Origin of the sequence: Streptomyces sp. Ag109_G2-15 (genome assembly GCF_900215565.1) — a bacterium.
GTDB lineage: Bacteria > Actinomycetota > Actinomycetes > Streptomycetales > Streptomycetaceae > Streptomyces > Streptomyces diastatochromogenes.
The window spans coordinates 879,081-891,675 of the sequence record NZ_OCNI01000001.1; the positions used below are offsets into that span (position 1 = coordinate 879,081).

A 12,595-nucleotide genomic window follows, 5' to 3' on the forward strand; every position below is an offset into this window, starting at 1 on the left:
CGCTGTTTTTCCTTTGGTAGTTCTTCCTTTCATAGTTCTTCCTTTCGTACGAGTTCCCCGAGGACGTCTGCAGTGCCGTACCCCCCGCCGCCGCGCACCCCCTCGGGGCCGCGCAGAAGATCCCTGTTCGCGTCGGCCGCCGCGGCCGCCCTGCTGGTGGGCTGCTCGGCCGATCCGGACTCCGGGGGCGACGGCGACACCCCCTCGGCGACCGAACGGGCACGCGCGCGTGCGGCCAAGGACAGCGCGGGGCTGTTGGAGCGCTACGACGCCGTGCTCGCCGCCCATCCGGCGCTGGCCGAGCGGCTGCGCCCGCTGCGCGCGGAGGTGGCGGCGCACGCGCAGGCGTTCGGGGGCGCCGGGGCCAGGGCCACCAAGTCCCCCTCCCCCACGGCCTCCACGGCGACTCCCCCGGCCGTTCCGGCCGCCGAGAAGGACGCCCTCGCCGATCTCGCCGCCGCCGAGCGCGGCCTCGCCGACCGGCGGACCAAGGCCCTGCTGGACGTGCCGGGCGAGCTGGCCCGGCTGATGGCGTCGGTGGCGGCGGCCGGGGCGGCCCACGCGTACCTGCTGACCGAGGGGGCCAAGTGAGCGACGAGACCCAGAAGGCCGAGCTGACCGCGCTGCAGGCGGCACTGGGCGCGGAGCACGCGGCGGTGTACGGGTACGGCGTCGTCGGCGGGCGGATCGACCAGCGGCGCCGGGCGGAGGCGCGGGCGGCGTACGACGCGCATCGCGCCCGCCGTGACGCGCTGGTGCGCGAGGTACGCGACCTGGGCGGCGTGCCGGTCGCCGCGAGCGCCGCGTACGCGCTGCCGTTCCAGGTGCCGGACGCGGCCGCAGCGGTGCGGCTGGCCGCCCAGTTGGAGGAGCGGGTGGCCGGGGTGTACTCGGACCTGGTGCGGGCGGCGACCGGCGCGCGGCGTGGCTCGGCGGCCGCGGCGCTGCGCGAGGCGGCGGTGCGGGCGGTGGGCTGGAGCGGGGAGAGCGTAGCCTTCCCTGGGCTCGCCGAGCGGGCCGGTGAGGACGCAGGTGCGGCCGGCCCCCGTACCTCGGCGTCCCCGACGACGTGATCGTGTAGCCGCCCGTACGGCAGGCCCAGGAGGAAGGGAACAACTCGCGCATGGCTTTCGAACCGCCCCAGCGGCTGGTGCGGGCGCTCGGTGAGACGGCGCCGGCCGGGGACGACTGGCTGGCGCGGCTGCCCGGGACGGCCGAGCGGGCGGTCGCCCGGCGCGAGTTGACCGTGGAGCGGGTCCAGGTGCCCGGCGGGCGCAGCAGCCTGGTGGTGCTGGTGCGGCGGGCGGACGACAGCCCGGCCGTACTGAAGCTGGCCCCGGCCCGGGCCCGCCCCGAGAGCGAGCGGGCGGCGCTGGCGCACTGGGCCGGCCTGGGCGCCGTACAGCTCCTGGAGACGGATGCCGAGGACGCCGCCGAGGGGGTGCTGCTGCTGGAGCGGCTGCACCCGGACGTGTCGGTGCGGTCGCTGCCGGAGGCGAAGGCGCTGCTGGAGGCGGCGGGGACGCTGCGGCGGCTGTGGGTGGAGCCGCCGGGCGGCCACGCGTTCGAGACGGTGGCCGAGCGGACGGGACGGCAGGCGGAGGCGATGCGGGCGACCGCGTCCGCGTTCGCCGAAGTGGCGGAGTTGGTCGACGCCGCGTTGGCTGCACGCGCGGAGTTGTCGGCGGCGCCGCCCGAGGATCGGCTGCTGCATGGGACCTTTCGGCAGAGCAAGGTACTTGCCGGGGAGCGGATGCCTTGGCTGGCCGTGGGGCCCGATCCGGTCGTTGGTGAGTGTGCCTTTGATCTGGCGCGGTTGGTGCGGGATCGGGTGGAGGACCTCATTGCCTCGCCGTCGGGGGCGGCCACGACGCGGCGGCGGGTGAAGCGGTTGGCTGAGTCGCTGGATGTGGATCAGGAGCGGCTGCGGGGGTGGACGTTGTTCCGGGCCGTGGAGTCGGGGGTGCGGGCGCTTCGGGTTGGGCGGCCGAAGGATGCGGAGTTGTTGCTGGAGTTTGCGGGGTGGCTTTAGGCCGTGTTCAGCTGCGGGTGATTCGTGGCTGGTCGCGCCCACGCGGCGGAGCCGCATATCGATACAGTCCCGCACCCGTGATCTGCTCGGGGAGCAGTTCGGCGCACAAGCCATGGCCCTCGCAGGTTGTCCGGTCGATGTCGATTCGCTGGTCCATGTCAGGTCTCCTGGGGAACGGGCAGCAAGGGTGTGCGGTCGGTCGCGGTGCACAAGCCCCGTGCGTGGGCGTCGAGTTCGGGCGCGAACGTGGTCAGTGCGCTGCGGACCAGGCGGATCGTGCCGTCGGGGTGGTGGCAGGCGCCGCGGCCCTCCGTCAGGGCCGTCCAGCGGGTGATGTCGTCGCGGGTGGCGCCCTGGGGGCCGGGCTCGGCCAGGGTACGGAAGGCGGCGGCGATGCGCGGGAGGCCGTTGAGGCAGGGGCCGCACTGGCCGGCCGACTGGAGGGCCAGGTAGCGCAGGACGTGGGCGGTCTCGGTGAGGCCGCAGCGGTCGGCGGGGAGGGCGGCCAGGACTCCGGCACCCAATGTGCCGGCGTCGAGGGGGAGTTGGGCTGCCTGGGCGGTCGGGATCCAGGTGCCGTGGTAGCCGCCGACGAGGGCGGCCGCCGTGCCGTTCAGGGGCAGCAGCCGGGCCAGTGGCATTCCGAACGGGGCCTCCACCACCCGGACTTCACGCCCGGGCACGTGCAGGGTGCACAGCGCGCTGCCCGGCTGGGCCGGTGTGCCGGCGGCGCGGAACCAGTCGGCGCCGTAGCAGGCGATCAGCGCGAGGTGGGCCAGGGTCTCGACGTTCTGGACCAGGGTCGGCACCCGGCGCACTCCGCGCTCACGGACCGGCGGGTCGGGGTGCGTGGGCAGGGCGGGGCCGCCGAAGACGTACCGGGCGAGGGCCGAGGCCTGTCCGGCGAGGAACCGGCGGGGCAGGCGTACGACGGTCACGGGCAGCGGGTCGTGGCGCTCGGCGAGCGCGGCCTCCAGCCAGGAGGCGCCGTCCTCGACCGCGAGACACGCCTCTTCCGCGCCGAGCGCCGAGGCTGCCACCTGGAGCCCGTCCAGGACGAGGTGGGGGGACAGTCTCAGCAGGGTGCGGTCCTTGTGGCTCGCGGGTTCGCTCTCCGCGCCGTTGGCCACGACCACGGGCGCCCGCCCGGTGCGCCGGGCCGCGTGGGCGACCGCCACGAACTTGCGGTACGCCGGGAACGCCGCTCCCCCGCGCCCGGTGAGCCCGGACTCGGCGAGCGTGCGCAGCAGCCCGGCGGGGTCGCCGTACGCGAGGGGGCCGTAGCGCCGCACGTGGGTGGTGTGGTCGGCCGGGGTGGCGCCGGGGGCGAGCAGCCGCGGGGACATGTGGAGGTCGGGGAAGGTCGCGGTCACGGGCGGGCTCCTTCGGCCGTGCGGAGAAGGGCGGCGGGGGTGCGGCGGGCCGCACGGGCGGAGTGCGCCACGCGGATGCCGAGGGCTGCGAGAACGGCGGCCGCGCAGCAGACCGTCAGCCACGTCATCCAGTCGATGCCGGTGTCCGTGCCGAGGCCGTGGGCCAGGGCGACGGGCCAGGAGGCGTACGCCAGCCAGTGGACGGCACGCCAGGTGCGCTGTCCGACGCGCTCGCGGAGCAGGCTGGTGATCAGGACCGCGAGCATCAGGTCCACGGCGACCGTGCCGAGGCCGAGCCACAGGGGCTGGTAGTCGGAGACGAAGGGGACGAGGACGTCGAGGGCGCCGATGTTCACGTAGCCGTCTGTCACCGCGACACCGATGTGCAGCGCCAGGAAGGCCGTGGCGGACAGCGAGAGCGTGCGGTGCAGCGAGACGGTGCCGAAGCGGGGCAGGCCGGGGAGCCTGATCCGCAGGCGGACGGCGATGCCGAGCAGGACGACCAGGGTGAACAGGGCGAGACAGACGCCTCCCGTGGCCCGGTTGGCGTACCAGAGGGTCTCGGAGGTCATGCGGCGACCTCCGCACGAGCCGACGTCGGCCATCCCGGTGTCGTGAGGATGAGCCCGTCCTGCCGCACCAGCCGGGCCGGCAGCCCGCGCCGTGTCAGCCAGCGCGGCGCCCCCTCCCCCTTCACCAGCGCCGCCGTGCTCGCCGCGTTCGCGTCCGCGCAGGTCGCAGCTGACACGGAGACCGTGCGCCAGGGGGTGCGGACGGGCAGGCCGGTGCGCGGGTCGACGATGTGGTGGAGGTCGTGGCCGCCGCGGCGCCAGCGGCGGGCGGCGGTGCCGGAGGTGGCGAGGCCGCCGTGGCGCAGGGCGACGGTGTCGTACGAGCCCCGCGCGGGGGGGTGGGCCGACCGGTCCCATGACGTCCTGCACGCGGATCTGCCAGCCGTCGGCCGGTGCCTCGCCCGCGACGGCGGTGTCGCCGCCCAGGCTCACCAGCACCCCGCAGCCCGCCGCACGGGCCAGGGTGGCCGCGGCCCGGTCGGCGGCCCACGCCTTGGCCGTGGCGCCCAGGTCGAGGTGGACGCCCTCGGGGACGGTGACGGTGCCGGTCGCGCGGTCCAGGCGTACCCGGCGCCAGCCGGGGACCCGGCGCAGGCGCAGCGCCACCGGGCGGTCGTCCTCGCGGACCAGGGTGAAGTCGCGGTCGTAGCCGATCGCGTCCAGTGCCGAGCCGACCGTGGGATCCACGGCACCGTCCGTGGCCTCGGCGGCGCGCAGGGCCACGGCCAGGGCCTCGGCGAGCAGCGGGCTGACCCGGGTCGGGCGGCCGGCGGCGGTGTCGAGGGCGGTCAGCTCGGAGTCGTCCCGGAAGCGGCTGCACGCCGCGTCGACCTCGGCGAGGTGGCGGGCCAGGAGCAGGTTGCAGGAGTCCAGCAGGGCCGGGTCGGTGACGACCAGGCGGACGGTGGTGCCGAGGGCACGCCAGTCGGCGGCGGCGGTTCTCACGACGCCCCCGAGGTGGCGTCGGTGGATCCGCCGGAGGAGGAGGCGAGACCGTCCGAGGACTGCAGGCTCGCGGAGTCGTCGGAGCTGCTGCTCGACCCCGTGCCGCTCGACCCGCTGCCGCTCGTACCGGTGCTCGTGCTCGTGCCGGCGCTGGTGCTGCTGCTGGTGCCGGCCGCCGTGTCGGTGGCCGAGTGCATCGTGCCGATCAGGGCGAACATTCCGGCGGCCGCCGACAGCGTGACCGCCGCCGCGACGGTCGCCGTCCGCCGGGCCCCTCTGCGGACCGCTGCCGCGGCATCCCGTTCCCTGGTCTCCATGACCGTTCCCCTCCCGTGGTGATCGTGACGCTGTGTCACGTCCTACGGTCGGGGAACGGCCTGAGAGAACCCTGTGCGGTGCCTATAGGCCCCGGGAGAACTCCCTGAGGGTTTCCTTTACTGCGCGGTGAGGCGGGCGATCGCGTCCTCGACGGACAGCTCCTCGCGCTCACCGGTCTTGCGGTCCTTCAGCTCCAGCACGCCCTCGCCGGAGCGGCGGCCGGCCACCAGGATCTGCGGTACGCCGATCAGCTCGGCGTCGGTGAACTTCACGCCCGGGGATACCCCGGCCCGGTCGTCCACCAGGACCCGGACGCCCGCGGCGGCCAGCTTGTCGGCGACGTCGAGCGCCAGCTCGGTCTGCAGGGCCTTGCCGGCGGCGACGACGTGCACGTCGGCCGGGGCGACCTCCTTGGGCCAGCACAGGCCGTGCTCGTCGGCGGTCTGCTCGGCGAGCGCGGCGACGGCGCGGGAGACGCCGATGCCGTAGGAGCCCATGGTGACGCGGACCGGCTTGCCGTTCTGGCCGAGGACGTCGAGCTTGAGGGCGTCGGCGTACTTGCGGCCCAGCTGGAAGATGTGGCCGATCTCGATGGCGCGGTCCAGCTTCAGGCCGGTGCCGCACTTGGGGCAGGGGTCGCCCTCCACGACCACGACGACGTCCACGTACTCGTCGACCTCGAAGTCACGGCCGGCGACGACGTTCTTGGCGTGCGTGTTGTCCTTGTTGGCGCCGGTGATCCAAGCGGTGCCGGGGGCCACGCGCGGGTCGGCAATGTACTTCACCTTCTCGCCCAGGCCCTGCGGGCCGACGTAGCCACGCACCAGGTCCGGGCGGCCCGAGAAGTCCGCCTCGGTGACCATCTCGACGACCGCCGGGGCAAAGTGCTCCTCGACCTTGCCCAGGTCGACCTCGCGGTCGCCGGGCACGCCGACGGCGACGATCTCGCCGTCCACCTTGACCAGCAGGTTCTTCAGCGTGGCGGAGGCCGGGACGCCGAGGGAGGCGGCCAGGGTCTCGATGGTCGGGGTGTCGGGGGTGGGGATCTCCTCCAGCGCGGGGACGTCCGAGCCGTCCACCGGCTTGAGCTCGTAGGAGACCGCCTCGGTGTTCGCGGCGAAGTCGCAGTTCGGGCAGTCGGCGAAGGTGTCCTCGCCGGCCTCGGCCGGGGCGAGGAACTCCTCGGACTTGGATCCGCCCATGGCGCCGGCGGTGGCGGCGACGATGCGGTAGTCGAGGCCGAGGCGCTCGAAGGTGCGCCGGTAGGCCTCGCGGTGCAGGGCGTAGGACTGGGCGAGGCCCTCGTCCTCCGTGTCGAAGGAGTACGAGTCCTTCATCAGGAACTCGCGGCCGCGCAGGATTCCGGCGCGGGGACGGGCCTCGTCACGGAACTTGGTCTGGATCTGGTACAGGATCACCGGCAGGTCCTTGTAGGACGTGCACTGGTCCTTGACCAGGAGGGTGAAGATCTCCTCGTGGGTCGGGCCGAGAAGGTAGTCACCGCCCTTGCGGTCCTTGAGCCGGAACAGCTCCTGGCCGTACTCGTCCCAGCGGCCGGTCGCCTCGTAGGGCTCGCGGGGCAGCAGGGCGGGGAGCGACACCTCCTGGGCGCCGATGGCGTCCATCTCCTCGCGGACGACCCGCTCCACGTTGGCCAGGACCTTCTTGCCGAGGGGCAGCCAGGACCAGATGCCGGCGGCGGTGCGACGGACGTAGCCGGCGCGGACGAGGAGCTTGTGGCTGAGGACCTCGGCGTCCGCCGGGTCGTCGCGCAGCGTCTTCGCCATCAACTGGGACATGCGCTGGACCGGTGCGTTCGCCATGGTTCTCGTACTCCTGCCGGGTAAGGGTTCTGGCATAGGAGGTTAGCCGGGCTGGCTGTTCCGGTGGAAATCGGTTAGCGCCGACGCAGGGGCAGAGGGGCGCCCATCACGGCGTACGGCTTCGGGGCGCTCGGGAAGTGGACCTGCCGGGCGAGGTCGACGTAGCCGAGGGAGTGGTAGAGGCCGCGGGCCGGGCTGTCGGTGTCGATCGCGGAGAGGATGGAGCGGGGTTCGGCGGCGCCGTCGGTGATGGTGGTGATCAGACGGCGGCCGATGCCGCGGTTCTGGTGGGCGGGGTGGACGTGCAGCTCGGTGATGACGAAGGAGTCGTCCAGCCAGAAGTCGTTGTGCTGGGCGCGGAGGTAGGGCTCCACGACCGTGGACCACCAGTGGGTGCGGGAGTTGGGCATGCCGTAGACGAATCCGACGAGCTGTCCGCGGGTGGTCGCGCCGAGGGCTCGGGCACCCGGGTACTGCATGTGGCGCTGGACGATCTGGCGGCGTACGGCGACTTCGTCCGGTTCGAGTCCGAAAGCCACGGCTTGGACGGCGAGGGCCTCGTCCACGTGGGCTGCGAGGTCCAGGGGGCCGATCACGAGGTCCATGCGGGGAGGGTACAGGTGGGTCAGAAGAGCACGCTCATGAAGGCTCCGACCTCTTGGAAGCCCACCCTGCGGTACGTCCTTCTCGCCGCCGTGTTGAAGTCGTTGACGTAGAGGCTGACCACCGGGGCCACGTCGGCCAGGGCGTAGCGCAGGACCGCTGCCATGCCGGGCGCCGCGAGGCCCCTGCCGCGGTATTCCGGTGCCACCCACACGCCCTGGATCTGGCAGGCCTGGTTCGTCGCAGCGCCGATCTCCGCCTTGAAGACGACCTTGCCGTGCTCGTCGAGGCGGGCGAAGGAGCGGCCGGAGCCGACCAGTTCGGCGACCCGGGCCTGGTAGAGCAGGCCGCCGTCGCCGGCCATGGGCGAGACGCCGACCTCCTCGGTGAACATCGCCACGCACGCCGGCATGATCGTCTCCATCTCGTCCTTGCGGATGCGGCGGACGTAGGGATCCGGGGCGATGTGGGCGGGCATGCGGTCGGTGACCATCAGGGGCTGGTGGGCGCGGACCTCGCGGGCCGGGCCCCAGTGCGGTTCGAGCAGGCGCCACAGCTGGGCGGTGGATTCGGCGGGCCCGACGATGGAGGAGCAGCGGCGGCCGGCCCTGCGGGCGCGGTCGGCGAAGGCGCGGACGGCGCGCGGGGAGGCGCAGATCGGGACCAGGTTGGCGCCCGCGTAGCACAGCGACGTGAGCATGCCGTCCTCGTACCAGCCCCACATCTCGCCGCCGAGGCGCCAGGGGTCGAGCCCGGCGATCTGCACCCGGGACGTCACGAAGGCGTTCGCGACCGGCTCGCGGTCGAGGACGGCGAGCGCGGCGTCCAGGTCACTCGGTTCGAGCACCCGAGAGGTGGTCTGGGTCAACACGTGCGGGGCCTCACCCTGGGGTTCTGCTGATCTCCAGACTGTACCTGGCGAAACCAGGAGGCGCCGCCCCCGTGGGAGCGGCGCCGGGATCCTGCTGGGTTCAGCCCGCGACCGAGACCGACGGCTCGCCGGAGGCGATGCCCTCGGCCTCCATCTGCTCGGCCAGCTTCATGGCCTCCTCGATGAGGGTTTCCACGATCTTGGACTCGGGGACGGTCTTGATGACCTCGCCCTTGACGAAGATCTGGCCCTTGCCGTTGCCGGAGGCGACGCCGAGGTCGGCCTCGCGGGCCTCGCCGGGGCCGTTGACGACGCAGCCCATGACGGCGACGCGGAGGGGGACCTCCATGCCGGTCAGGCCGGCGGTGACCTCTTCGGCGAGCTTGTAGACGTCGACCTGGGCGCGGCCGCAGGACGGGCAGGAGACGATCTCCAGGCCGCGCTGGCGCAGGTTCAGCGACTCCAGGATCTGGATGCCGACCTTGACCTCCTCGACGGGGGGCGCGGAGAGGGAGACGCGGATGGTGTCGCCGATGCCCTGGGAGAGCAGGGCGCCGAAGGCGACGGCCGACTTGATGGTGCCCTGGAACGCCGGGCCCGCCTCGGTCACGCCGAGGTGCAGCGGGTAGTCGCACTGCTCGGCGAGCTGGCGGTAGGCCTCGATCATCACGACCGGGTCGTTGTGCTTGACCGAGATCTTGATGTCGCGGAAGTCGTGCTCCTCGAAGAGGGAGGCCTCCCACAGGGCGCTCTCGACCAGGGCCTCGGGGGTCGCCTTGCCGTACTTCTGGAGCAGGCGGCGGTCGAGGGAGCCGGCGTTGACGCCGATGCGGATCGGCGTGCCGTGCTCCTTGGCGGCCTTGGCGATCTCCCTGACCTTGTCGTCGAACTGCTTGATGTTGCCGGGGTTGACGCGGACGGCGGCGCAGCCGGCCTCGATGGCGGCGAAGACGTACTTCGGCTGGAAGTGGATGTCGGCGATGACCGGGATCTGCGACTTGCGGGCGATGGTCGCGAGGGCGTCGGCGTCGTCCTGGGTGGGGCAGGCGACGCGGACGATCTGGCAGCCGGACGCGGTCAGCTCGGCGATCTGCTGGAGGGTGGCGCCGATGTCGGACGTACGGGTCGTGGTCATCGACTGGACCGAGACGGGCGCGTCTCCGCCGACCGCCACGGATCCGACCTGGATCTGCCGGCTCTTCCGGCGCTCGGCGAGCTTGGTCGGAACGGACGGCATGCCGAGAGAAATCGCAGTCATCTGCTGTGCAACCCCAAGTCGTGGATCAAGGTCCGGTCCCGTGGACGGCGGGCTCCAGGCTTCGAGATTACGGCACCGGCCCCGGCGCCAGCACATCCCACCCGGTAAACCCACTCAATGGAAGGCGGCCCGGAACGCGGGGTTCCGGGCCGCCTGGAACGTCGGATGGCTAGGAGATTTTCACCGGGTTAACCACGTCCGCGATCAGCACCAGGACGGTGAAGCAGACGAAGATCCCGGCCACCACGTAGGCCACCGGCATCAGCTTGGCCACGTCGAACGGACCAGGGTCCGGCCGGCGCAGCACCCGGGCCACGTTCCGCCGCAGGGACTCCCACAGGGCGCCCGCGATGTGCCCGCCGTCGAGCGGGAGCAGCGGAAGCATGTTGAACAGGAACAGGGAGAGGTTGAAGCCGGCGAGCACGAACACGAACATGGCGACCTGCTGCGAGGCCGGGATGTCCAGGGTGGCGATGTCACCGGTGATCCGGGCCGCGCCGACGATGCCCATCGGGGAGTCCGGCTCGCGCGGGCCGTTGCCGAAGGCCGCGTCCCACAGGGCCGGGATCTTGCCGGGCAGGGCGACCAGCGAGTCGACGGCGTCGCCGACCCGGTCGGTCATCCAGGTCACGGAGTCGCCGAAGTTCTGCTGGACGACGCCGGTGGCGGCGCTGAAGCCGAGGAAGCCGGCCTCCACGTACTTGCCCTGGACGTAGGTGCCACTGGAGTCCTTCTTGGCGACCTGGTTGGTGGCGATCTTCGCGTGCAGGGTCAGCTCCTGGCCCCCCCGCTCGACGACGATCGGCACGGTCTTGCCCGCGCTGTCCCGGATGAGGTCGGACAGCGTGTTCCAGTCCTTGGTCGGCGTGCCGTCGAAGGAGACGATCTTGTCGCCGTTCTTCATGCCGGCGGCCTGGGCCGGGGACGGGGCGTCGGACTTCTTGCAGCTGTCGCGATGCTCGCTCTGCGCGATGACGCAGGGCGAGACCGAGGCGACCGTGGTGGTCTGCTGCTGGATGCCGAAGCCCATCAGCACGGTGAGGAACAGGCCGATCGCGAGCACCAGGTTCATGAACGGGCCCGCGAACATGACGATGACCCGCTTCCACGGCTTGCGCGTGTAGAACATGCGCGTCTCGTCACCCGGCTTGAGCTCCTCGAAGGCCGCCGAGCGGGCGTCCTCGATCATGCCGCGCCACGGGGAGGTGGAGCGGGCGGAGATCCGGCCGGCGTCGTCGGGCGGGAACATGCCGATCATCCGGATGTAGCCGCCGAGCGGGATCGCCTTGATGCCGTACTCGGTCTCGCCCTTGTGCCGCGACCAGACGGTCGGGCCGAAGCCGACCATGTACTGCGGGACGCGGATGCCGAAGAGCTTGGCCGTGGACAGGTGCCCCAGCTCGTGCCAGGCGATCGAGACGAGCAGGCCGACCGCGAAGACCACTATGCCGAGGATGAACATCAAGGTCGTCATGCACGCGCCTCCGCGGTTGCCGTCCGGTCTGTCAGTTCGCGGGCCCGGGCCCGTGCCCAGGTCTCCGCTTCGAGGACGTCCGACACGGTGAGTGAAGTTCCCGTGACCGGGGTGCCGTGCTCCTCGACCACCCGGGTGACGGTCTCCATGATGCCGTTGAAGGGCAGTGCGCCGGTGCGGAAGGCCTCGACGCACTCCTCGTTGGCCGCATTGAACACCGCCGGGGCGGTGCCCGCGAGCTGCCCCACGTGCCGGGCGAGGTTCACCGAGGGGAAGGCCTCGTTGTCCAGCGGGAAGAACTCCCAGGTGGAGGCCTTGCTCCAGTCGAAGGCGGGCGCCGCGTCGGGAACGCGTTCGGGCCAGCCCAGACCGATGGCGATCGGCCCGCGCATGTCGGGGGGCGTCGCCTGGGCGATCGTGGATCCGTCGGTGAACTCGACCATCGAGTGAACATACGACTGGGGATGCACGACGACCTCAATGCGGTCGAAGGGAATGTCGTAGAGCAGGTGCGCCTCGATGACTTCCAGGCCCTTGTTGACGAGGGTCGCCGAGTTGATCGTGATCACCGGGCCCATCGCCCAGGTGGGGTGCGCGAGGGCGTCCTCGACGGTGACGTGCGCCAGCTCGGCCTTGCTGCGGCCGCGGAAGGGGCCGCCGGAGGCGGTGACGACCAGCTTGCGCACGTCGGCGCGGGTGCCGGCGGCGAGCGCCTGGAAGAGCGCGGCGTGCTCGGAGTCGACCGGGATGATCTGCCCGGGCTTGGCGAGCGCCTTGACCAGCGGGCCGCCGACGATCAGCGACTCCTTGTTGGCGAGCGCGAGGGTGCGGCCCGCCTCCAGGGCGGCGAGGGTGGGCGCGAGGCCGATGGACCCGGTGATGCCGTTGAGCACCGTGTGGCAGTCGGAGGCGGCGACCTGGGTGGCCGCGTCCGGTCCGGCGAGGATCTCGGGGAGCGGCTCCCCGGCGCCGTACCGCTCGGTCAGCGCCTCGCGCAGTGCCGGTACGGCGTCCTCGCGGGCGACCGCCACGGTGCGCACCCGCAGGCGGTGCGCCTGCTCGGCGAGCAGGGCCGTGCGGGCGCCGTTCGCGGAGAGGGCGGTGACCCGGAAGCGGTCGGGGTTGCGCAGCACGAGGTCGATGGCCTGGGTTCCGATGGACCCGGTGGAGCCGAGGATCACCACGTCCTTCGGGCCGTCGGCCGCGAGGGGGTCGTAGACGAGGTGCGGATCGGCGAGGGGCGCCGGACTGGCGGGACTGTCGGTCATCCCCCCATTGTGGCCGCAAGCCGTGGGCAGGCGGACAGGGCATCCCTCGGGCGGGTGC

Annotated in this window: 14 protein-coding genes and 1 pseudogene; 4 read left to right on the plus strand and 11 right to left on the minus strand. The window is 72.5% G+C overall.

Going from position 1 to position 12,595, the window contains the following annotated elements; translation table 11 throughout:
- The first annotated feature begins 72 nt into the window (after positions 1 to 72).
- From CRP49_RS03555 to CRP49_RS03565, 3 genes are read left to right on the plus strand one after another with little or no spacing between them, the layout of a single operon-like run.
- The gene (locus CRP49_RS03555; RefSeq protein ID WP_097252111.1) at positions 73 to 591 is read left to right on the plus strand and encodes a hypothetical protein; all 519 of its coding nucleotides are present in this window, start codon (positions 73 to 75) and stop codon (positions 589 to 591) included.
- The gene (locus CRP49_RS03560) at positions 588 to 1,073 is read left to right on the plus strand and encodes a ferritin-like domain-containing protein (protein ID WP_097252112.1); all 486 of its coding nucleotides are present in this window, start codon (positions 588 to 590) and stop codon (positions 1,071 to 1,073) included. Before CRP49_RS03555 ends, CRP49_RS03560 begins: the two co-directional genes overlap by 4 nt.
- Positions 1,074 to 1,123: 50 nt before the next feature.
- Positions 1,124 to 2,032 carry an aminoglycoside phosphotransferase family protein gene (locus CRP49_RS03565; RefSeq protein ID WP_097252113.1) on the plus strand — a complete coding sequence of 303 codons (909 nt, stop codon included), beginning with the start codon at positions 1,124 to 1,126 and terminating at the stop codon, positions 2,030 to 2,032.
- A 7-nt stretch (positions 2,033 to 2,039) separates the two neighbouring features.
- On the opposite strand, the gene CRP49_RS49045 is transcribed toward CRP49_RS03565, so the two are convergent.
- The 5 genes and pseudogenes from CRP49_RS49045 to CRP49_RS47670 form a co-directional block, all read right to left on the minus strand.
- On the minus strand, positions 2,040 to 2,189 hold the full coding sequence (locus tag CRP49_RS49045; protein WP_107487105.1) for a ferredoxin: 150 nt from the start codon (positions 2,187 to 2,189) through the stop codon (positions 2,040 to 2,042).
- A gap of 1 nt (position 2,190) precedes the next feature.
- On the minus strand, positions 2,191 to 3,405 hold the full coding sequence (locus CRP49_RS03570; protein ID WP_179851488.1) for an NADH-ubiquinone oxidoreductase-F iron-sulfur binding region domain-containing protein: 1,215 nt from the start codon (positions 3,403 to 3,405) through the stop codon (positions 2,191 to 2,193).
- Entirely contained in the window at positions 3,402 to 4,010 is a 609-nt protein-coding gene (locus CRP49_RS03575; protein WP_306459770.1) for a ferric reductase-like transmembrane domain-containing protein, read from the minus strand. Before CRP49_RS03575 ends, CRP49_RS03570 begins: the two co-directional genes overlap by 4 nt.
- Positions 3,974 to 4,282, minus strand: coding sequence for an FAD:protein FMN transferase (locus CRP49_RS47665; RefSeq protein ID WP_257033644.1), 309 nt, complete (start codon positions 4,280 to 4,282; stop codon positions 3,974 to 3,976). The genes CRP49_RS03575 and CRP49_RS47665 overlap by 37 nt, the downstream gene beginning before the upstream one ends.
- A gap of 112 nt (positions 4,283 to 4,394) precedes the next feature.
- Positions 4,395 to 4,922 (minus strand): annotated as a pseudogene (locus CRP49_RS47670) (FAD:protein FMN transferase); the annotation flags it as partial.
- Positions 4,923 to 4,943: 21 nt separating this feature from the next.
- Here CRP49_RS47670 and CRP49_RS03585 point away from each other — a divergent pair.
- Entirely contained in the window at positions 4,944 to 5,261 is a 318-nt protein-coding gene (locus tag CRP49_RS03585) for a hypothetical protein (protein WP_257033306.1), read from the plus strand.
- A 95-nt stretch (positions 5,262 to 5,356) separates the two neighbouring features.
- On the opposite strand, the gene CRP49_RS03590 is transcribed toward CRP49_RS03585, so the two are convergent.
- From CRP49_RS03590 to dxr, 6 genes are all read right to left on the minus strand, one after another.
- A complete protein-coding gene (locus tag CRP49_RS03590) occupies positions 5,357 to 7,063 on the minus strand; it encodes a proline--tRNA ligase (RefSeq protein ID WP_097252115.1) in 1,707 nt (568 codons plus the stop codon).
- A gap of 74 nt (positions 7,064 to 7,137) precedes the next feature.
- A complete protein-coding gene (locus CRP49_RS03595) occupies positions 7,138 to 7,668 on the minus strand; it encodes a GNAT family N-acetyltransferase (RefSeq protein WP_097252116.1) in 531 nt (176 codons plus the stop codon).
- A gap of 20 nt (positions 7,669 to 7,688) precedes the next feature.
- The gene (locus CRP49_RS03600; protein ID WP_097252117.1) at positions 7,689 to 8,537 is read right to left on the minus strand and encodes a GNAT family N-acetyltransferase; all 849 of its coding nucleotides are present in this window, start codon (positions 8,535 to 8,537) and stop codon (positions 7,689 to 7,691) included.
- Between the two features lie 100 nt (positions 8,538 to 8,637).
- Positions 8,638 to 9,795, minus strand: coding sequence for a flavodoxin-dependent (E)-4-hydroxy-3-methylbut-2-enyl-diphosphate synthase (ispG, locus tag CRP49_RS03605; protein ID WP_094221078.1), 1,158 nt, complete (start codon positions 9,793 to 9,795; stop codon positions 8,638 to 8,640).
- A 169-nt stretch (positions 9,796 to 9,964) separates the two neighbouring features.
- Positions 9,965 to 11,269, minus strand: coding sequence for an RIP metalloprotease (locus tag CRP49_RS03610; RefSeq protein WP_097252118.1), 1,305 nt, complete (start codon positions 11,267 to 11,269; stop codon positions 9,965 to 9,967).
- Positions 11,266 to 12,537 (minus strand): 1-deoxy-D-xylulose-5-phosphate reductoisomerase, encoded by a 1,272-nt coding sequence (gene dxr / locus CRP49_RS03615; RefSeq protein ID WP_097252119.1) that lies wholly within the window; start codon positions 12,535 to 12,537, stop codon positions 11,266 to 11,268. Before dxr ends, CRP49_RS03610 begins: the two co-directional genes overlap by 4 nt.
- Positions 12,538 to 12,595 lie beyond the last annotated feature (58 nt).